This window comes from Mycoplasmoides gallisepticum (genome assembly GCF_900476085.1).
Taxonomy (GTDB): Bacteria; Bacillota_I; Bacilli_A; order Mycoplasmatales; family Mycoplasmoidaceae; genus Mycoplasmoides; species Mycoplasmoides gallisepticum.
Genome location: NZ_LS991952.1, coordinates 1 through 21082 on the forward strand (window position 1 = coordinate 1; position 21082 = coordinate 21082).

Annotated in this window: 19 protein-coding genes and 1 pseudogene; 13 read left to right on the forward strand and 7 right to left on the reverse strand. The window is 31.7% G+C overall.

All coding sequences use genetic code 4. The features are described from left to right. The 12 genes from D2833_RS00005 (at position 1) to D2833_RS00065 (ending at position 11237) form a co-directional block, all read left to right on the forward strand. A complete protein-coding gene (locus tag D2833_RS00005) occupies positions 1–1386 on the forward strand; it encodes a DnaA ATPase domain-containing protein (protein WP_011113232.1) in 1386 nt (461 codons plus the stop codon). A 303-nt stretch (positions 1387–1689) separates the two neighbouring features. After that, positions 1690–1971, forward strand: coding sequence for an ABC transporter transmembrane domain-containing protein (locus tag D2833_RS04310; protein ID WP_261974439.1), 282 nt, complete (start codon positions 1690–1692; stop codon positions 1969–1971). A 26-nt stretch (positions 1972–1997) separates the two neighbouring features. Beyond that, complete coding sequence (locus D2833_RS00015) at positions 1998–2915, forward strand: ATP-binding cassette domain-containing protein (protein WP_011113234.1); 918 nt, start codon at positions 1998–2000, stop codon at positions 2913–2915. 31 nt (positions 2916–2946) lie between these two features. Continuing rightward, a complete protein-coding gene (locus tag D2833_RS04400; protein ID WP_408633952.1) occupies positions 2947–3003 on the forward strand; it encodes a hypothetical protein in 57 nt (18 codons plus the stop codon). Positions 3004–3230: 227 nt separating this feature from the next. Continuing rightward, positions 3231–5132, forward strand: a complete 1902-nt coding sequence (locus D2833_RS00030) for an ABC transporter ATP-binding protein (RefSeq protein ID WP_011113235.1) — start codon at positions 3231–3233, stop codon at positions 5130–5132. A gap of 94 nt (positions 5133–5226) precedes the next feature. Then, on the forward strand, positions 5227–5376 hold the full coding sequence (gene rpmH, locus D2833_RS00035) for a 50S ribosomal protein L34 (RefSeq protein ID WP_011113236.1): 150 nt from the start codon (positions 5227–5229) through the stop codon (positions 5374–5376). An 11-nt stretch (positions 5377–5387) separates the two neighbouring features. Then, positions 5388–5735 carry a ribonuclease P protein component gene (gene rnpA, locus D2833_RS00040; RefSeq protein WP_014885776.1) on the forward strand — a complete coding sequence of 116 codons (348 nt, stop codon included), beginning with the start codon at positions 5388–5390 and terminating at the stop codon, positions 5733–5735. A gap of 4 nt (positions 5736–5739) precedes the next feature. Then, positions 5740–6891, forward strand: a complete 1152-nt coding sequence (gene yidC, locus D2833_RS00045) for a membrane protein insertase YidC (protein ID WP_117273905.1) — start codon at positions 5740–5742, stop codon at positions 6889–6891. Continuing rightward, entirely contained in the window at positions 6891–7697 is an 807-nt protein-coding gene (gene rsmA / locus D2833_RS00050; protein WP_011113239.1) for a 16S rRNA (adenine(1518)-N(6)/adenine(1519)-N(6))-dimethyltransferase RsmA, read from the forward strand. The genes yidC and rsmA overlap by 1 nt, the downstream gene beginning before the upstream one ends. After that, complete coding sequence (locus tag D2833_RS00055) at positions 7672–8397, forward strand: 4-(cytidine 5'-diphospho)-2-C-methyl-D-erythritol kinase (RefSeq protein ID WP_225306182.1); 726 nt, start codon at positions 7672–7674, stop codon at positions 8395–8397. Before rsmA ends, D2833_RS00055 begins: the two co-directional genes overlap by 26 nt. A 12-nt stretch (positions 8398–8409) precedes the next feature. Next, on the forward strand, positions 8410–10059 hold the full coding sequence (argS, locus tag D2833_RS00060; RefSeq protein ID WP_011113241.1) for an arginine--tRNA ligase: 1650 nt from the start codon (positions 8410–8412) through the stop codon (positions 10057–10059). Positions 10060–10067: 8 nt separating this feature from the next. Beyond that, a complete protein-coding gene (locus tag D2833_RS00065; RefSeq protein WP_027333150.1) occupies positions 10068–11237 on the forward strand; it encodes an MnuA family membrane nuclease in 1170 nt (389 codons plus the stop codon). A gap of 54 nt (positions 11238–11291) precedes the next feature. On the opposite strand, the gene D2833_RS00070 is transcribed toward D2833_RS00065, so the two are convergent. From D2833_RS00070 to D2833_RS04130, 6 genes and pseudogenes are all read right to left on the reverse strand, one after another. After that, entirely contained in the window at positions 11292–12023 is a 732-nt protein-coding gene (locus D2833_RS00070) for an MIP/aquaporin family protein (protein WP_011113243.1), read from the reverse strand. After that, positions 12023–13548 (reverse strand): annotated as a pseudogene (glpK, locus tag D2833_RS00075) (glycerol kinase GlpK). The gene D2833_RS00070 and the pseudogene glpK overlap by 1 nt, the downstream one beginning before the upstream one ends. Before the next feature lie 38 nt (positions 13549–13586). After that, positions 13587–14777, reverse strand: coding sequence for a type 2 glycerol-3-phosphate oxidase (glpO, locus tag D2833_RS00080; protein WP_011113245.1), 1191 nt, complete (start codon positions 14775–14777; stop codon positions 13587–13589). Positions 14778–15019: 242 nt separating this feature from the next. Next, the gene (locus D2833_RS00085) at positions 15020–17224 is read right to left on the reverse strand and encodes an MIP family Ig-specific serine endopeptidase (RefSeq protein WP_231992451.1); all 2205 of its coding nucleotides are present in this window, start codon (positions 17222–17224) and stop codon (positions 15020–15022) included. Positions 17225–17500: 276 nt separating this feature from the next. After that, positions 17501–17800 (reverse strand): ferritin-like domain-containing protein, encoded by a 300-nt coding sequence (locus D2833_RS04125; RefSeq protein ID WP_231992453.1) that lies wholly within the window; start codon positions 17798–17800, stop codon positions 17501–17503. Further along, complete coding sequence (locus tag D2833_RS04130) at positions 17801–18013, reverse strand: ferritin-like domain-containing protein (protein WP_231992459.1); 213 nt, start codon at positions 18011–18013, stop codon at positions 17801–17803. Between the two features lie 113 nt (positions 18014–18126). On the opposite strand from D2833_RS04130, the gene D2833_RS00095 reads away from it, so the two are divergent. Continuing rightward, positions 18127–18954 carry an adenine nucleotide alpha hydrolase family protein gene (locus D2833_RS00095; protein ID WP_011113248.1) on the forward strand — a complete coding sequence of 276 codons (828 nt, stop codon included), beginning with the start codon at positions 18127–18129 and terminating at the stop codon, positions 18952–18954. Here D2833_RS00095 and D2833_RS00100 read toward each other — a convergent pair. Further along, entirely contained in the window at positions 18951–20651 is a 1701-nt protein-coding gene (locus D2833_RS00100) for a ribonuclease J (protein ID WP_011113249.1), read from the reverse strand. The genes D2833_RS00095 and D2833_RS00100 overlap by 4 nt on opposite strands. Between the last annotated feature and the right edge of the window lie 431 nt (positions 20652–21082).

A 21082-nucleotide genomic window follows, 5' to 3' on the forward strand; every position in this document is an offset into this window, starting at 1 on the left:
TTGAAAACGAAATTAAAAAGATTTTTAGAAGAAATTTCAGTTCATTTTAATGAAGCAAATTCAGAACTTCTAGATGCTTTTGTACATTCTATTGATTTCGTTTTTGAAGAAAATGATAACATTTATATATACTTCGAAAGTCCATACTTTTTTAACGAATTTAAAAATAAATTAAACCATCTAATAAATGTTGAAAATGCCGTTGTTTTTAACGATTATTTATCTTTAGAATGAAAAAAAATCATTAAAGAAAATAAAAGGGTCAATTTATTAAATAAAAAGGAAGCTGATACTTTAAAAGAAAAGTTAGCAACTTTAAAGAAGCAAGAAAAGTATAAGATTAATCCCTTATCAAAAGGTATTAAGGAAAAATACAATTTTGGTAATTACCTAGTTTTTGAATTTAATAAAGAAGCAGTTTATTTAGCTAAACAGATTGCAAATAAGACAACTCATTCAAATTGAAACCCAATAATAATAGAAGGTAAACCTGGTTACGGGAAAAGCCACTTATTACAAGCTATAGCTAACGAGCGTCAAAAATTATTCCCAGAAGAAAAGATTTGTGTGCTATCTTCAGATGATTTTGGCTCAGAGTTTTTAAAATCAGTTATTGCTCCTGATCCGACCCATATCGAGAGCTTTAAATCTAAATATAAGGATTACGATCTGTTAATGATCGACGACGTTCAGATCATTTCAAATCGACCTAAAACTAACGAAACTTTTTTTACGATCTTTAATTCCTTAGTTGATCAAAAGAAAACAATTGTTATAACTTTAGACTGCAAAATTGAAGAAATTCAAGATAAATTAACTGCAAGAATGATTTCAAGATTCCAAAAAGGAATAAATGTAAGAATTAATCAGCCTAACAAAAACGAAATCATTCAAATTTTTAAACAAAAATTTAAAGAAAATAATCTGGAAAAATACATGGACGACCATGTAATCGAAGAGATTTCAGATTTTGATGAAGGCGATATTCGTAAAATTGAAGGATCTGTATCTACCCTTGTTTTTATGAACCAAATGTATGGTTCAACTAAAACTAAAGATCAAATTTTAAAAAGTTTTATTGAAAAAGTAACGAACCGAAAAAATTTAATCTTATCAAAAGACCCTAAATACGTGTTTGATAAGATTAAATACCACTTTAACGTTAGTGAAGATGTCCTAAAATCTTCTAAAAGAAAAAAAGAAATTGTCCAAGCCAGACATATTTGTATGTACGTTCTCAAAAATGTTTACAACAAAAACCTTAGTCAGATTGGAAAACTTTTAAGAAAAGATCACACAACCGTTAGACACGGAATAGATAAGGTTGAAGAAGAGTTAGAAAACGATCCAAACTTAAAGAGCTTTCTTGATCTTTTCAAGAACTAAATACACAAAATATCTTTAATAAATAAAAAATAGATTACTAAAATTAATTAGATATTTCAAATAATTAATTAGTTGTTTAATTAATTTATCTTACTAAGTATAATTTCTAATTAGACTTTAAGACATGCTTAAAATTCTATTTTATAACACTACTAAATCCTTTAGACTGCACATGTCCATTGTGCCAATCTTTCTATTAATAGAAAGCTTGATCACTGTATTAGTGCCCTACTTTATTTCGGATTAATTAACTTTGGAATTATTGGAAGAGATAAAAACGCACTAACCCAATATTCACTAATCTTATTAGGTGTTGCAGCTGTTGGTTTCACGTTTGGTTATCTAGGAGGTAGATCAATCATAATTGCCTCTGTAGAATTCGCTAAACAATTGCGTGTTAACATCTTTGAAAGATACCAAAGTTTCTCAGTTAAAAACACTGATAAATTTGAAAAAGCAAGCGTTCTAACAAGAATGACAACTGACATTAACTTTATTCATCAGAGTATCCAATCTGGTCGAACGGCAATAAGAGGAATGTCAGTTTTTTTATTTTCACTTGTATTAATGTTTGTTACTAGTTAAAACTAGGAATTGCTTCAGTAGCAATTATGCCAGTAATCATTGGTGGGATCTTACTGGTTTATCGCTTTGTGATTGGTAACTATAAAAAACTATTTAAACAATACGATCAATTAAATAATTTAGCCAAAGAATCAATTGCTGGAGCTAGAGTAGTTAAGTCTTATCACCAACAAGATAATGAGATTCAAAAGTTTAATCGTGTTGCTGGTTTTATTTATAAAAATTTCACCAAGATTGAAAGAATTACTGCACTAATCTCACCAATTGTTTTATTCTGTATTTATGCTTTAGCAATAGCGATTGCTTGAATCGGCACCAACAATATTGTTGATGGTAAATTAGATATCGGAAGCTTAGCTTCGGTATTTGCTTATGCGTTTCAAATGTTAATAAACTTATTGTTATTATCTGTTGTTTACGTAACGATTATTACTGCCAAACCTTCAAAAGATCGGATCATTGAAGTGTTAACTGAAAAGATCGATATTAAAGATAAGAAATATGCAATTGATACTGTAAGTGATTATGAAGTTGAATATAAAGATGTCTCTTTTAAATATGTTGATACGAACCCACACCACAATTTAGAAAAGATCAACATTAAGATTAAAAAAGGTCAAACGATCGGCATTATTGGATCCACAGGTTCTGGTAAAACTAGTATCGTTAATTTACTTACTAGGTTATATGAATGTAATGAAGGCCAAGTATTACTAAATAATATTCAACTTAATAATTACAGTATTAAAGCATTAAGAGATGCAATCGCAATCGTTCCTCAAAAAAGTATTCTTTATTCAGGAACGATTAAAGATAATATTCTAATGGGTGGGAACTATTCTGATGAAGAAGTTGAAAAAGCAATTACCCAAGCTCAAGCAGCTGAATTCATCAATAAATTACCTAATAAATTAGATTCTATTGTAGAGCAAAAATGGAACTAATTTTTCTGGTGGTCAACGCCAAAGAATTTGCATTGCTAGAGCAATAATTCGTAAACCTAAGATCTTGATCTTTGATGATTCCACCTAAGCCCTGGATACGAAAACTGATGCTTTAATCCAATCTAGTTTTAACAACGACTTTAAAGAATCAAGCAAAATCTTAATCTCCCAACGAGTTTCGTCTATTAAAAACGCTGATCTGATCTATGTGTTAAACAACGGTCAGATTGTTGCTAGCGGAAACCATGATTATTTAATAGAACACTCAGAACTATATCGTGAAATTAACCAATCACAAACAGAGCAATAAAATTTATGAGTCACAAAAAAGAAAGAAACGCTCAAAAGAAAAAATATTTCAAAGAGCTATTAAGATTTATTTGAAAAAATAAAAAGTGACACTTACTTATTGCTTTTTTCTTGATCATCATCTCTTCAATAACCTTAGTATTAGTTAACAACTTTATTAAAGACTTAATTGATGATTATATCGCCCCACTATTAAGAGAAAAAAGTACAGGTAAACCCCTTGATTTTAGTGGTTTAATCAAATATTTATCGATCATTGGTTTGATCTTCATCTTAGGGGTGTTATCAAATATTATTTCTGGTCAGATTATGGCTAAAGCTACACATGCAACATTATTTAAACTTCGAAATAATATGTATGTTCATATGCAAGGGTTGCCAATCAAATATTTTGATACAACCAAACACGGTGATATCATGAGTTATTATACGAACGATGTTGATACCGTGCGTAATTTGATTGTGCAAATTATTCCCCAATCATTCCAAGCATTAGTCCAGATCGTTGTTATCTTCGTCTTTATGTTGCAAATCAGCATCGTCTTAACACTTATTACTGTATTGTTATTATTGCCGATGCTGATCTTCTTTGGTTTCTTTGGTAAGAAAACCAGAGTTAACTTTGTGGCTAACCAAGTTGAGATTGCTAACCTAAATGGTGTAATTCAAGAATATATAGAAACCCAAATGATCTCAAACTTGTTTAATTACTCAGATCAAGTTATTCACAAGTTTAAGCTAGCTAACAATAAGCAAGCTGCGATTATGAAGAAAGCTAATGTTCTAGCTTCAATCGTTTTCCCTGTGATATTTAACTACTCGAACGTAATGTACATCGTTGTTGCGATAGCCAGCGTCTTTTTATTTGAATCTTACCAAAATAAACCAATACTAGGTCAACAGATTACTTTAAGAGTAATTGTTTCATTTGTTGCTTTAGTTCGGGCATTTGTTGGGCCGTTAGCTAATATCTCTGAAAACGTTAATTTCTTTGCTAGATCAAAAGCTGGGGCTGAAAGAATTTACACGATGTTAGATGAAAAGCTTGAAGAAAACAAAGGTAAGATCATCCTTGATTACATTGAAAAATATGAAAATGGCAATTGAAGAATTGCTAACAAATGAACTAAGCAGATCGGTTGAGTAATCAATGGTGAGATCAAACCATTCCAAGGTAAAGTTGAGTTTAAAAACGTTAACTTTTCTTACGATGGTAAGAAACAAGTTTTAAAAAATATTAATATTAGTGGTTATCCAGGAGAAAAGATCGCTTTAATTGGTAAAACCGGTTCAGGTAAAACCACAATAGCCAACCTAATTAGTCGTTTTTATAATGTTAGTGATGGTGAAATTTATTTTGATGATATCCCGATCTCATCAGTAGATATTAATTCAATCCGTAAAACCGTGGGAATGGTTTTACAATCAACAGAACTATTCTCAGGTTCAATCCGTGATAATATTGCTTATGGTAATAAGGAAGCCAAGCTTGAAGATATTATTGAAGCAGCTAAATTAGCTAACGCTCATGATTTTATCATGGCCTTACCTAATGAATATGATACGTATATTACCAATAATGGTGAGGGATTATCCCAAGGTCAAAAACAATTATTAACGATTGCTCGTGTGAGTTCAATGAATCCAACAATCATGGTGTTAGATGAAGCAACCTCAAACATTGATAGTAGAACTGAAAAAGTGATTAAAGAATCAATGGATAAATTGATGCAAAATCAAACAACATTTGCAATTGCTCATAGATTGTCAACGATTAAGAATTTTAACCAGATTTTAGTAATCCAAGAAGGTGAGATCGTTGAGCGTGGTAACCATGAGCAATTGATGGCTAAAAAAGGTTTATACGAATCGTTCTATCATTCTTCGTTTAGCGATGAGATGAGTTAACAAAAAATTTATTTTTGGTTATAATTCGTTATAATAATTGAGATAATGTCAAGCCCGGCTTGGCGTTTTTGTTAATGTGTATTTGTAAATAGTTATGAAAAGAACATACCAACCTAATAAAAGAAAAAGAGCTAAAACCCATGGTTTTAGAGCAAGAATGGCAACCGCTTCAGGAAGAGCTGTATTAGCTGCTAGAAAAAGAAAAGGTAGACACATTCTAACCGTTTCAGACGAAGCGAGATAGTTTTTAACTTAATGAAACGAGAAAATAGTTTAAAAAAAATAACTAATTTTCTAGAGTTAGTTAAGTCTAAAAATAAATATTATTCTAATAATTACGTCATCTATGCTGAGAAAAACAGGGAGAACAAAATTAAGATTGGGATCTCTGTGTCAAAAAAACTCTTTGCTAAAGCAGTAATCAGAAACAAGATCAAACGCGAGGTTCGTAGTTTCTTTGACGATTTTACTGATTGAAGCAAGAGTTTAAACATATTAATTAAGATTAATAATGTTAACTATCTAACCAATAGTTATTTAGCTAAAAAAAAAGAATTTTTTGACACCTATAAAAAGGTAGTTCAGAAGTTCAAAACCATTTAAATCAATGAATAAAGTACATTCTGAGATTAAGACTCAGTCGTTTAATCCCTTCTGGAACGCAGCCACCCTAAAAGAAAAGTCTAGAATCGATTCAAATCTAAAAAAAGCTTTATCATACCTATGAAAGTTTTTAAAGATTTGTGTCTTTTTATTTCTAACTGTAATCGGTTTATGAGGCTGTACCCAAACTTACTCTGAACCATGAACAGTATCTAACCCTAGAATTGGTGTTGGTTTAGAGATCGGTTATAACTATGGAGTTACTGGTGACTATCGTTATGATTTAACATCAAGCAACATAGGTCCTTACTTTAGTTTTGCAAACTACCAATTATCTTATGGACCGTTTTTAGCTTGGTTTGTTTGACCAGCAAGTCAGATTATCTTACCAATCTTATACCAAACTAGAGTTCCTTTAACCCAAGGGATTGACTATGGTTTAAATACGATCTTAGCAATTTTAATCTTATTGTTCATTATTAGATTAATCACGATTGGAATTACCTTAAATTCGACTCTAAATACCGAACGGATGGGTGAGGTCCAAGGTAAGATTGCTGAAATTAATGCCAAATACAAGAATGCTACTGACACGCAATCTAAGAAGATGAAGCAGATCGAAGTAATGCACATCTATAAAAAACACAAGATTAAACCAGCTGCATTATTTGTACAAAGTTTTGTAACAATCCCGATCTTCTTGATCGTTTATAAGATGGTTTCTTTAACAAGACCAATTAAAGCTACAATCTTATTTGGAATCTGAGACCTATCAGTTACCCCAGGGACAGAAATCATCTCAGATATTAGTCGCAACTGAGTTTATATCTTCTTTGTTCTATTAGTTGTGCCAATGCAAATTGTTTCGCAATGATTACCTCAGTTCTGAGCAACTAGACGTAACCGTAATGCTAAAACAACATCACAAAAAGGATTAGAACAATTAAAGAAAACAAGAAGAATTCAATGAATCTTAATCTTCGTTTTCGCCCTATTCCCAGTGATCACTCCATCAGCTGTAGGTCTTTATTGGTTCTTAAACTCAATCTTCACAATCTTGCAATCTTACATAACTCACGTGTTCATTGTTAAACGTAGACAAAGAACAAAAACAATCTCGCGTTTAGACCAGATTCTTAACCGCGAACTTGATTAATGATCAACAAGATTAATAAGTTTTTTAAAAACAACGAATTTTCGCCTTCTAAACAAAGAGGGCAAAATTTTTTAATTGACCAAAATATTATTAATAATGTTGTTGAAGCAGTAAGCAAGATTAACCCTTCCAAAGTCTTAGAGATTGGCCCTGGGCTAGGTGCTATTAGCGAACAATTAATTAAAAGGTTTGCTGATAATTATTACGCCATTGAGTTAGATAAGAAGTTATTTCATCACCTAAATGAAAGGTTATTAAAAGATCATATTTTACATGCTGATGCTTTAGAGATTGATTGAAAATCAATCTTTGATAATTTAGGTGATAATCCCACAATGGTGGGAAACTTACCTTATAATATCTCATCTAAGTTGATTAAGAAGTTTATCTTATCAACTTATCGTTGTGCAATTATTATGGTGCAAAAAGAGATGGGATTAAGGTTGTTAGCTAAGATTAATTCCAAAGATTATTCAGCATTTAGTGCTCTGTGTCAATACTCTTTAAGTGTTAGCAAGATTATTGAGATTAATGAAACTGCTTTCATTCCCCAACCAAAAGTAAGATCTACTTTGTTGTTTTTAGAAAAAAAAGACATAGCTTTTAATGAAGGATATGAGAAGTTTTTAAAATTGATCTTTTTATCTAGAAGAAAAACAATCTTAAATAATCTTAAAAATAATTATGATCCCAAGCTAATAATACAAAGTTTAGTCAGTCTTGGTTTTAAAAAAACATCCAGAGCTCAAGAGTTATCACCTACCCAACTGTTTAGCTTATATGAATCATTATCGAAGTTATGCTAAAGTTAATTTTTATCTAAAAATTAAGGAATACTGTCCAAAAGTTAAAAAGCATAAACTTGAGTCCAAGTTAGTTCTTGTTAAAGATCTTTATGATGATCTTTATTTAGAAAAATGGAACCAAACTAAGATTAAGTATTTTGATCAAAATAACAACTCTTTAACTTTTAGTGATGATATTTTAGTTAGGACTAAAAAATTTTTAGAAGATAAGTTAAATCAAACTTTTGAATTTAAAGCGAAGGTGATTAAAAGAATTCCGACCCTTTCTGGACTTGGCTCAGCTCCAAGTAATGCTGCTGTTTTGATTAATTGAATTTACCAAGAATTTGGAATCCTTAACCCGGTTAGTTATTATGAAATAGCTACTGAACTAGGTAGTGATATTCCCTTTTTCTTATCCTTACACGATTGTGCAATTATTAAGAATTTTGGGGATCAAGTAGAGCAATCTATTTTGGATGGGTATGAAACAGAAAAGATCATTTTTAACAAACAAAAACCTAGCACAAAAAAGATCTTTGAACTCTTAGATTATTCTCAAATTAAAAAAGAAAATCTTAATGATTTAGAACAACCGTTTTTTAGTTTATTTCCCGAATTATTACCTTCTTTTAACCAATTAAAAAATGACAGCAATCACGTTGTGTTAGCAGGAGCTGGAAGCTGCTTTGTCGTATTTAGAAAGCTAAATGAAATATAATCAAATATAACTATGGTTTTTAAAAAAATTAAAACGCAGATTGATCACGCCTTAAAGCAACTAAATTTACCAACTGATGTTGAATATTTAATTCAACAAACTAAGAATATACAGTTTGGTGATTTTAGCTCTAACGTCGCTATGGTTCTGTCAAAACGTCAGAACAAAAATCCTCAAGAGATCGCTAAACAAATAATTGAACAACTAAATCCTAATGAATTTGAAAAAATCACTTTTTCAAAACCAGGATTTATTAATTTTTTCTTAAGTAATCAAGATAAACTGGTAGTTCTTAAACGATTACAAGAAACTAATTATTCAGTCGAAAAACTACCTAAAGAAGAACAAGAATCAATTAACATTGAGTTTGTTTCAGCTAACCCAACAGGTTTCTTACACTTAGGTCACGTAAGAAATGCTTATACTGGTGATGTTTTAAGTAATATTTTAAGGGCAGTAGGTCATAATGTAACTAAAGAATATTGAATTAATGATCTAGGTAACCAAGTTTCTTTATTTGCTCTATCAACAATAATTAGATATTTACAAGAATTAGGGATTAATAAATACGAATTACCAGATGATTCATATCATGGTAAAGAACCAATTTTTGTTGCTGAAGAAATGATTAAAGATTTTGGTAACAAATACCAAGATATTAAGATTGAAGATAACAAAATTGTTGATTCAAAGATTGCTAACGAATTAACCCAATATTGTACTAATAAAATGCTTCATTTTATTAAGCAAGATCTTGAATCAATTGGGGTTAAGATGGATGTTTGAACTAGTGAAAAAGTAGTTTATCAATCTAATACTTTAACTGAATTGTTAAATAATCAATTAAAAGATCATATTTATGAACAAGATGGTGCTGTTTGATTAAGAACTACTGACGGCGGGGATGATAAAGATCGGGTAATTATTAAAGAAAACAAACAGCCGACTTATTATGGGACTGATATTGCCAATCACTACCTAAAACATAAACGTGGTTTTGATCGCCTAATTAACGTTTGAGGAGCTGATCACTTCGGCCACATTTTAAGAACTGCGTATGCAGCTGAACTAACTGGGATTAAAAAAGGTAAGTTTGTCGTAGTTCTAATTGAGATGGTTAAACTACTTAAGGACAACAAAGAGATAAAATTCTCTAAACGTTTAGGTAATGCGATTAGTATCCCTGATATGTTAGAGTTTTTATCTAAAGATGCTTCTAGGTGGTTTATGCTTAATCAATCTTGAACTAGCGGAATCAGGATTGATGTTGATTTAACGAATAAAAAAGATAGTTCTAACCCAGTTTATTATGTGCAGTATGCACATGCTAGAATTCATAAGTTGTTAACAAAAGCTGAACATATTGATCTAAATAAAGTTAATTTATCGTTACTAAACTCTGATGTGGAAAGAACGATGGTTAATTATCTAGCCAGCTTTGAACATTATGTTCATAATGTTGCAACAACTTATGAAGTTAATAAACTTTTAAATTTTGTTTATACCTTAACCCAGAGTTTTCACAGTTGGTATAACTCTCATGAGATCTTAAATCAAAAAGATGAGATCAAGCAAACAAGATTGTTATTGGCTAAAGCAATTAAAAATCTAATTAACTACTTACTTAGTTTATTTGGTATAGAAGCTGTAGAACAGATGTAATTTTAGATATGAGAAATAGAGTTAGAGACAAACAAAATCAAAACACTAGAAAAAAACAGGTTAATAATAAAAGATTAATTATGTGAGTTCTCTTGCTATTATTAATCATTTTAGGGGTGAGTGCTTACTTTGTAATTAACAAATTTCCCCCACCTAAAAATGATGTTCCAGATAGTGAAAGAACCAATGATTCGCAAGTAACTACTCCCGGTACACGAAATGAAACTATTCCACTAAATGAACAATATAAAAAAGTTGGGGATTTAAGATTAATGAGTTGAAACACCCTTAATTTTGGGAGTAGATCTGAACCAACTAGTAACAAGTTTATGAACATCATCAGAACGATTCAACTTTCTGATGCTGACGTTGTTGGTTTAAGTGAAATCAATTATGATGATCAACTTCTTGCTCAAAGACTAAACGACGCACTAGGTAGTTCTTGAAGTTACACATTTAGTGGTAAAAACTTTAACGAGAATTATCCTAGATCAAAAGAATCAATTTTAATCTTATATAAAAATCAGGTAGTTCAACCAGAAGTATCTAAAGCTATCAATCCTAATAATATTTATACAAGACCACTTTGATACACAAAATTCAAAATCATTGGTTTTGATTATAGCTTTATCACTTTCTTTGGTCACTTTGATGCGCCTGGGGTGAATGCTAATAATGGTGAAACAAGTGCTGCTGGTTTTAGCCGACAAGGTTCGCAAGAGATTAAAGAAGCACAAGCAATTGCTACAGTTTTTAGCGATCTTAAAACTCAATACCCTGATACTGATATCATAGGTGCAGCTGACACAAACATAAGAGAAACTAATAATAGAGTCTTCACTTCAGATCAATATTCTTTAAACTATATTAACTTTGATAATAATCGACCATATTATCGAACAACTCTAAGTGAACGAAATGGTTATGCTAATTCATATGACAAATGATTCATCTATGATGCAGATAGCCAAAACATCTTAAAAAAGAGCGATATCCCTTATAAGATTGATATCATCAATGCTTTTACAGATAAAATTTGGGATAAACAAAAAAGCTTAGCAGCTTGATTAGCATCACGTAGCGGGATGAAAAATCCTAATCCAAGTGATTTCCAATTAATCAGTAATGTATCAGATCACGCACCAATTCTTTTAGATATCGATTACAAACTTAAATAAAAAATAATATTAGGGTGATTCCCTAATATTATTTTTCTTATCTGTTTTTATCAATTATTGATTAATTAATAATGAGAAACCACCCATAATTAATCCCGCAGCAATTGGCGCTAATAATGGAACTAAACCATATCTAAAATCAGCTGACACTGGATTTTGTAATTTTTTATTAAACGCTTTAGCTGTTAAGAAGTAAATAACTCTTGGACCAAAATCTCTAGCAGGGTTAATTGCACATCCAGTTACAGAACCTAAGCTCATTACAATAGCCATAACAAAGAAGACACCTGTTAGTTTGTGATAGTCTCCAGCCATTACACCAGCTAAAAGAATCATAGTGCCTAACATTTCATATGAAATGTTTCTAAATCAAGCTTTACGGTGAGAAGGACCTGTACAAGAAGAGGCTTTTAGCATTTCAGCATCATTTTCAATGATGTGTTTTCAGTTAAGTGAATTAAGGATTATTTGCGCTATCATTGCCCCTAATAATTGCATTGCAATCATGGCAAATAATAAACCAATGTTAGCACCTTTTTGGTTAATCATGAAATAAACTGTCACTGCTGGGTTTAAGTTTGCATTACCTTTTAAAACTTGGATACTAATAACCACACCACAGAATACGGCAAACCCCCAACCCAAAGCAATTAACAACCAGTTAGCACCAACTTGTTTAGCAAACATATTCTTGTAGTTGACACTAGCACACACACCATTACCAAGAATAATTAATACCATGGTACCAATTAGTTCACCAAGGAGAATATTAACTGTTGTATTCATTATTTAAGATCCACCTCTTTCATTCAATTAAATGTTCTTTTTACCGCAACATTCAGCCATGAACTAATTTTTCGACTTTTTCTTTATCTAGTTTTGGTTTGAACTCTTTATCGACTTTAACTAGTTTTTCAAGCTCTTTTAGATCTTTTCAATAACCAACAGCTAAACCAGCTAAGAAGGTTGCCCCTAATGCGGTTGATTCAATATTCTTAGGTCTAATTACATTAACCCCTGAGATTGATGATTGGAACTGCATGATGTATTCAGATCTAGTTGCACCACCATCAACTTTAACAACTTCGATCTTTTTACCAACATCAGAAGACATAGCTTTAATCAGATCATTAGTTTGGAACACGATCGATTCAAGTGTTGCTTTAATAATATGTTCTTTTTTAGTTCCACGTTCAAGACCAAAGATTGCTCCACGTGAATAAGAGTCCCAATAAGGAGCACCTAATCCAGTAAATGAAGGAACTAAATAAACTTGGTGAGTATCTTGTTTAGAAGCTAAATTAGCATAAAAATCAGATTCAGCTGCATCATAAATTAATCTTAGTCCGTCACGTATTCATTGGACAGCAGCTCCAGCAATAAACACAGAACCTTCAAGGGCATAAACTGGTTTTTTCTTACCTAGTTTCCAAGCAACTGTTGTTAACAGTTTGTTCTTAGACATAATTGGTTTTTCACCAATGTTCATTAAGGTGAAGCAACCTGTTCCATAGGTGTTTTTAACCATTCCAGGTTTAAGACACAACTGACCAAATAAAGCAGATTGTTGGTCACCAGCAACACCTGTAATCGGAACTTTAGCAGTAGCTCGTTGAGATCACAAACTAGGTTCTACATAACCATAAACTTCAGAAGAAGATTTAACTTCTGGAAGAATCGACCGAGGGATTTCAAATAAATCTAATAATTCTTGATCCCAATCCATGGTGTGAATATTAAATAATAATGTTCTTGATGCGTTTGAGACATCAGTTGCGTGTACCTTACCACCAGTTAGTTTTCAAATTAATCATGAATCAATTGTTCCTGCTAGTAACTTGCCAGCTTTTAAAGTTTTTTGCGCTAAAGGAACATTTTTTAAGATTCAACGAATCTTAGTACCTGAGAAATAAGGATTAATGATTAAACCAGTTTTTTCTCTAACTTTATCAACGTGTTTAGTTAGGGTTTCGCAATATTCACTTGTTCTACGGTCTTGTCATACAATTGCATTATAAACCGGAAGTCCCGTTTCTTTATTTCATAAAACAACAGTTTCACGTTGATTAGTAATACCAACAGCCTCAACGTTTACTGATTTAATTTGAGCTTTGTTTTTAACCGATTGCATTGTAGATAGTTGGGTATTCCAAATTTCTAATGGATCATGCTCAACTCATCCACTTTGTGGAAAGTATTGCGTAAATTCGTTTTGTGCAACACTTACGATCTTAGCTTGTTTATCAAAAACGATTGAACGACAAGATGTAGTTCCTTCGTCTAATGTAATAATGTATTTCTTCTTGTCCATAATTTGTTTTTTTAAATATTAATTAATAGGTTTAGTTATTAGAAAATATCAATCTTGTAATCAGGTTTGAAGTTTTCACGTGGAGTTAATTTTAGGTTTAATAAGTTAGCAATTTCAGATGCGATTGCTGGAGCTGATGATAAAGCGGGTGATTGCATTCCGGCTGCTAAAATAAAGTTTGGATTTTTCTTGCTTTTTCTAATCACGAAATCATTTGTTTCCACATCGATTGGTCGTGATCCAGCAATCGTTTTAATTGTTCTTTCAATCTTTAATGAAGGAACAATATCTTTACCAATCTTGCCGATTAGATCGTATTTTTCTTTAGTTACTAAAGAAATATCTTCTTTTGGTACACCATCTTGTGCAGTTGGTCCAACTAGATAATGTCCATCTAAGGTTGGCGCAATAATTATTCCCTTACCGTGGATGGTGGGAACTTTAAATAAAACAGAGTTTATTAGGTTCTTATCGTAGTTATCTAAGATTCGATATTCCCCACGACGAGTAGTTTGTTTGAAGTTATCAAAACCAAACTTATTAGCCAATTTATCAGCATAATGCCCAGCGGCATTAATTACTTTTCTCGCATAGATCTTGTCTTTATTATTGATTGTAAGAGCAAACCGATCGCCTTCATATTTAATGTTGGTTACTTCAGAGTTAACTCTTAATCGTGTGTCATTTTGCTTAGCAGCACCCAATAAAGCTCTAGTTGCTTCTACTGGATGAATTGCCACTGAAGAGGTGCACAACAAACCACCTTTAACAGCTGGGTTAACATTTGGTTCTTTTTTAAGAACTTCTTGTGTAGTTAAGACTTTTAAGTCTTTTTTATTTAACCCGTTTGTTAACCCCCTTTCATATAACATGTGAACATGTTTCATCTCTTCTTCGTTGAAAGCAAGAATTAATGAATCTATTTCAACTCTAGGGAATTCTAAGTGCTTAAATCACTCTCTTCACTTCAAGTTACCTTGAAGATTTAATTTAGCCTCAAGTTTGTGAGGCTCAGGATCAAAACCACCATGAATTAAACCTGAATTACCCAATGAAGTTTCGTTTGCTACTTTTGGGTTTTTTTCTAAAACTACAACTTCTAAGTTGTATCTAGATAATTCGTATGCTATTGAAGCGCCGATAATTCCTGCGCCAATAATAGCCACATCAAAATGTGTTTTTAATATACTCATATTTTGTAATTTAATGGTTTGTCTATACCGACACATAACTATTATAAATTCAAGGTTTTTATAAATTTATGGAGATGAAAACAAGGAGTTGATTTCTGTTACTAAATTTTGCATTTTTGATCAAAATTTTTGGAAAACTTTTTTTGACATTTTTTAAGAAGATTAAAGAAAAAATGGTCTAGTTAAGACCCTGGTAAAAGGCAAAAAAATAACACCTTTTTGAGCTAAAGAAGGTGTTATAAATTTCGTTTTAAAAGTTTGTAATTTTCTAAATAAAATTAGAAACCGTTAGGGAAAATTGCTGTTACTTTAGAGTTACTTTGAGTAGGTGTACCAGATGTTGAAGGTCAGGTAAATCCGTTAGGGTAGAACAGACTTAAGTTACTTCGGTATGATCTAGTTTGGTGCGGGAAACCTTTATTGTCAATTAAGTTGTAAGCATAATTAGTAATGTTTTCATCAGATTGAACTTTAATGTTAGCAGCTTGTACTAAAGGTGCAAATGTTCCAAGATTTGAAACGTCACCAAAATTTGTGCTACTAGCAACCCCATCATAGATACCAACAATTTGACCAAAGTCATTGTAAGCTACAGAACCAGAAGCTCCATAGTATAGTGATGAGAATTTAGTGAAGTAATTAAATCCGTATCTGTCAATGAACGGTCTGTTTCAAAGTTTTGTATAAATTTGAATATTATTTATATCAGATCAAGTTTTTGATGTTGCCGAGTCTGTAGAACGAGTATAGCTTGGTACGTTAAATAGATCTTTATTAGGTAGTCAAGCTTGTTGAGGAATACGTAGTTGATTATTAACACTACCCTGTGTTATATCTTGATATCTTTCTGCTGGATTATTCTGCATTCAGAAAGTTTGACTTTGTAGGTCTTTAGGATAACCGGCTATATAGATATCTTTTGCATTATCAATACCATATGCATAAGAAGGTTTACAAGATGCTAATCCTAGATTTTTAGAGATGTAATCTAAAGTAGGGAAATAATTACCTGTTTCTGGATTATAGTTAGGTAAGTGTTGTGTAGTTTTTATTCTATTTACGTAAGAATCTACAGCTTTGGTTGAATTATTTATTCATTCCTTAAGTTTTTCATCTGCTTTTGATAGATCAACGTCTAATTCTAAAATCCCAAAGTCAGTATAGAATGAAATCTTACCATTGTATTCGGTTAATTTCTTTAATCTAGCTTTTTCTTCATCAGCAAATACAGTACCGTCACTTGAATTAGATCCGTTAATAGAACTTAAGGTTTTAGCTTTTCATTCTTTTCATTTTTCATCTATTTTAGATTTATATTGGTTTAAAGCGTGATCATCTAAATAGTCAACTGCAGCAAACACAATTTTAGGAGTGCTGAAAGCTTCAGTAGTTTTAACCTCTTCTATACCAATTTTGCCCCCTCCTTCTTTATATGAATAATAAAGCATGGTGCCTGCATTTTGTTTTAGTTGATCAACACTTTGATTGTTAGGTTGAGGAGTAAACGATGGAGTTTTATTAGATTTACCAAGAGCAAATCCGCTTGGTTTAACACCTGTTGGGTCTGAATAAGATAATAAATCGTCTAACTCTTTAGAGTTAGTATTTCCATAATTTCCAATAACGTGTAGGTTAGTTGCAATGAATAATTTTAGTTGATTGTTGTTTGACGAGTTCTTAGCGTAATCTAAAACTCATCCTGTACCTTGGTCAACTATTGGATGAGCTGTTCCGTTATCACTGGTAAAAGTCCCTGGCCTTATAGAGAAAGTACGGTCTCATATTTCTTTATATATTAGTTGTTTGTCTACAGTTTTGTATCTACTCGCTACATAGTCTGGATAACTATTTTGTTTTTGAACAAATTTCTTAGTAATATTTGATCCAGGGAATCCTGGAAACCCATTAGGAAAACTAGGTGGTTTACTACTATCACGAGGTTGTCTTTGGCTTTCAGTTGGTATAGTTGTATTAACTGTTTTTTCACTACTTGAAGTTTTATTAGCCTTACTAGTATCTGGTGGACAGTCATTTGGATCGTGCTCAGGTTGAGTTGTAGTTGACCCACTATTACCTGAACCTGATCCGCTACTAGCAGAACTTGACCCACTACCACTACTAGCTCCACTACCTGTCATCAGACCATCGATTCTAAAATCGAAATTTTTAATATCTTTAGGTCTGTCAACAACTGATACATCTAGATCAAATGATAAAGTACCCGATTGGTTATTAGGAACAAAGTTCTTCGCATCAAAATTAATGTGATCTAATTCTTTTTGGTCAACACTCTGACTAATTTGAAAGTAGAAATAATTAAAATAGTTCTTCTCATTAATTGCACTGGGAAGAATCTTGGTTTTATCCTGATTTTTATTAAATGCGATCGTAATATCGCCTTTAGTTAAAGTGCGAAATATCTCCTCTGCACTTTTTGTTGCTGGAGCTTGCATTTTCTGACATGAAGCAGATACAAAACTCACAGAACTTAATCCACATAACAAATTAAATCAGGCGCTTTTCTTAATCATTTGTAGTAACCTCTGATTTAATAATACTTAATTATAAAACATCTGGCAAAACATATGTAAATAACGTTCTTGCTTTTTAAAATTTTAGTTAAACACTTATTACGTTAAATTAAAAATTTTACCTAAAATCCGTTTTCACACCCCAAACAAAAAAATAAAAACGAAGTAAAGATTCAAGTAAAAATGACCTAAATCTCAACTTCATTGTTTATCTTTTATTAACTAGGTTTATTTATGACTTTTAGTGATATTAGCTAAATGTTCTTCTTTAATCTGCTTAATCTTCTCATCAATGATTAACAGATCTTCTGACATCTTAAATGTGTTGATTAGATCAGCACATTTTTTCTTTTGATATAGTTGGTTTTCAATAAAGAAACCAACGAAATTATAAGTGCCAAAATCTTTGTTAATTAAAGCCACTTCAGCGATCTCATCAAACGCAACCGCTGTAGCTCTTTGGTACTCAGATACTGCTTCTAAAATTCCTAACGGTTCAGTTGAATCAACTAATTTAGGTGTTGCCAACTAATTAGTTCTAATTCATTGTTCATTTAATCTTAAGTATCATTCAAGCTTTTGAGCATGTTCTAACTTCTCTTTTGCTCAATCATATAACAGCGCACTAAAGTGATCCATTCCGTATTCGTCAATCCGCGCAGAATACTCAAACATCATCGTGGCAGCAGCCATTTCGCTATTATATTGGTTATTTAATAACTTTCGAACATTACTATGCATTTGTTTATCCTAGAATAACAATAATCATATTGATATATTATAAATTAACATTTATAAATGATCAAATGGATAAAATATTCATATTAAAATTATAAATGGATTAGCCTTGAGAGATGCAAGCAAGAAAACTACAAGATTTTTTAATTAGCACAGTCACCTTATTAAGGGACACAATTAAAAATAAGAAAGCCATCATCCCTTTGAATGGTGGTGTGTTTTCTTTTGTATTAGCTAAGATCACCAAGATTGCTTTAAATAAAAATCTGATCTGCATTTATATTGATAATGGGATGATGCGTCATAATGAAGTGGCTAACAAGATCAATTTTTTTAGGGAAAAACTTGATCTTGAAGTATGACATATTGATGCTAAAGAGTTGTTCTTAAACAACTTAAAAGGTCATATTAGTTATGCCGATAAGAAGAAAGCAATTGATGATACGTTTTTAGAAGTGGTGATACAAACGATTGTTGATATTGGTGAAAAGATCGATTTTGCTTTACTAGGAACTTGTTTTGATGATCTTAACCAAGGGCTAAATATCTCAATGGCATTGACCAATGATGTTTACATCTTCGAACCATTAAAACAACTAACGATCCAACAAGTCATCGAGTTGGGAGAGTTATTAAGTATTGATCCCAACTTTTTAAAAGAACCAACTTTACCCTTATCAGGGTTTGGTTTAATGGTTGAAGATGAAGTAACCGAAGAAAAGATCGTTATTCTTAAAAAGGTTTATTATCTGATTAACACGATCCTAAACCAAGGTTTACAAAATAAATTTGAGATCTCAATCAGGGATGATTATAAAGATAAGAGTGCTTATAATCTCTATATCGAATTTAACCAACCGATCTCAGATCTATTGGTTAAAAAAGTAAAAGACCAAATTAATGGTCTTTTATCTAATATTAAGAAGATCTTTATTAAGGTTTAGATCTCTCTGATGTTTGATACCACTAGTGGGTTGCGGTGTTTGTTTCTCCAGATGTAGAAACGGCAACTTTCGTGGATAATTTTCTTTAATTCGTGCTCTGAGTAGTTTTGGTTTTTAGCTAAATACTCATTAGCATTAGTTATAATCTCATAAGCAATCTTGGTCATTAGACCATGACTTTCTTTGAGATAGAAACAACCACTAGATTTTAGTTTAGGTAAAGTCTTAATCTGTTTGGTTGCTTTATCAATTACGACAGTAATTGCAAAGATCCCCTCTTCAGATAACACCTGTCTAGTGTTCATAATTCTTTTAACGTTAGGTGAAACGGATTTACCTTCGATGAAGAGTGGTTCAGCATCGATCGTTTCTTTTGTGTAATACAGTTCACGATCGATTAGATAAACGATCTGACCGTTTTTATGTAGGGCTACGTTTTCTGGGTCAAAACCACACTTTTTAGCAATTCTTTTTAAAGAAGTAAACATCTTATATTCCCCATGGATTGGAAATAAGTATTTAGGTCTTAGCAAGCTTAACATTAGTTGAATCTCTTGCATCGTTGCGTGACCAGAAGCGTGCAACTTTAACGTCGGAGAATTTTCATAAATCGAGATCCCCTCTTCTTTAGATAGTTCGTTAAGTAGCCGTTCTACGGCTGCATAATTCCCCGGAATCGGGTTAGATGACATGATAATTGAATCGGTCTTTTTAAGTTGGATCCAAGGATGACGCCCGCTTGCTAACATATTAAGTGCAGCCAACTCTTCTCCTTGAGAACCCGTACAAAAGATCATGATCTCATTATCAGGGTGTTGTTCTACATATCTAGATTCAACAATATCATCATCTTTAAGGTTAATATACCCAACATCTCGAGAGATCGAAACGTTATTATCCATTGATTTACCCAATAAACAGATCTTACGACCGTGTTGGATTGCGATCTCGATTACTTCACTTATTCTGGTAACGTTTGAAGCAAACGTTGATAAGATCACCCGTCCATTAGCATTCTTGATAATATTTTTAATATTATCGTAGATCTCTTTTTCAGAGCTTGAAAACCCCGGGATCTCAGCATTCGTGGTTTCAGTCATAAACAGATCAATCCCACGTCTACTGATCTCAACGACTTTATGAATATCTAACTCTTCATTACCAGCATTAAAATCAAAACGGTAATCACCACTTTCAACGATATTACCATTTGGTGTTTGAACACAAACACCAAATGCATCTGGGATCGAGTGACACACTCGATAAAAATCAATTTTAAAGTGTTTGGTACTAAACTCAGATTTATCGTTATATGAAACGATCTTATATTGGTTTAGGTTATGGTGTTCATGTAATTTTTTCTCGATTAATTTAGTTGCCATCAACGGCGCATAAATTACAGGAACACTAACCTCTCTTAATAAATAAGGAATTCCCCCAATGTGGTCTTCGTGACCATGGGTAATAACTAATGCCTTAATCTTGTGTTGGTTTGCTTTTGCATAAGCAAAATTGGGAACGATCCCATCGATTCCTAATAGTTCAACAGAAGAGAACTTGATACCACAATCAACGATGATTAATTCATCGTCGTATTCGATACCATACATGTTTTTTCCTACTTCTTCAAGTCCACCAAAAGCAAAGATTTTGGTGGGTTTTTTATTAGGATTAATATCTTTAAAATCCTTAATCATTTTTAATATTCTTATATGTAAAGTTTTTAGTACTTAAAAATACTAATGTTTTTCTACTGTAAGATAGAATTAACATAATTATATAACGATTATTTGGGTTTTCAATTTATAGTTAATTTAAACGTTTAAATATAGGTTAAGAACTTAAACAAATTCACTTGGTTTAGAACTTGATTAAGTTCTTAATTTCTTGGGTTAACCAACTTAATAAACTGGGAAAACAATGATCGCAAGAACAAAAGTTGATTTTCTTAGGATCATCCAATCTAGAACAAATTGATATAAATATATGAACGCTAATAACTAAGAGTCTAGATAATTTAAAAATCTCAAAAAACTTCGCAAAAATCCCACTAACTAAGATTATGCTCATCCCCAAAAATAACGATTTGGTATTATAATAAGTAATATTTTTAGTTATTTAAATATAA